General features: G+C 63.1%; 1 protein-coding gene. It reads left to right on the top strand.

Going from position 1 to position 593, the window contains the following annotated elements; translation table 11 throughout:
- On the top strand, nucleotides 1-576 hold a 576-nt coding region (locus AC5ZGW_RS46780; RefSeq protein WP_496114217.1), incomplete at its 5' end, for a transposase.
- Between the last annotated feature and the right edge of the window lie 17 nt (nucleotides 577-593).

Below are 593 nucleotides of genomic sequence, written 5' to 3'. Positions count from 1 at the left end.
CCATCCGACGCGCCTGCCCCAAAGGCACAGCGCAACTTCACCGATCCTGAAAGCCGCATTCTCAAAACCAAGGATGGCTTCATCCAAGGCTATAACGCGCAGGCGGCCGTCGACGGCAAAGCGCAGATCATCGTTGCACACGCCCTGACGCCGAGCACGAGCGACCATGGCCAGTTGGTGCCGCTGGTCGATGGCATCCAAGCCAATCTCGGCCGCAAACCGGAACAAGCTTCCGCCGACAGCGGCTATCTGAGCGAGGTCAACCTCGCGAGCCTCGATCTGCGTGGGATCGATGGCTACATCGCCACCGGCCGCGCCAAGCGCCCGACCGCCGACAACGGCAAGATCGGCGGACCGTTGACACAGGCGATGAGAAAAAAGATCGCCGACGGCGGCTTCGAGACCCCCTACCGACTGCGAAAGCAGATCGTCGAGGCGGTGTTCGGACAGATCAAGCAGGCCCGCGGCTTCCACCAGTTCCTGTTCCGAGGCCTGGCTAACGTGGGGGCCGAATGGGCGATCGTCTGCACCGCCCACAACCTCGTCAAGCTCGGCAACCTCGCCAGGCCCACATGAGCGGCCTATCGTAATGA

Source organism: Bradyrhizobium sp. Crot121, assembly GCF_059512385.1.
This window is presented reverse-complemented; position numbering and strand designations above follow the sequence as displayed.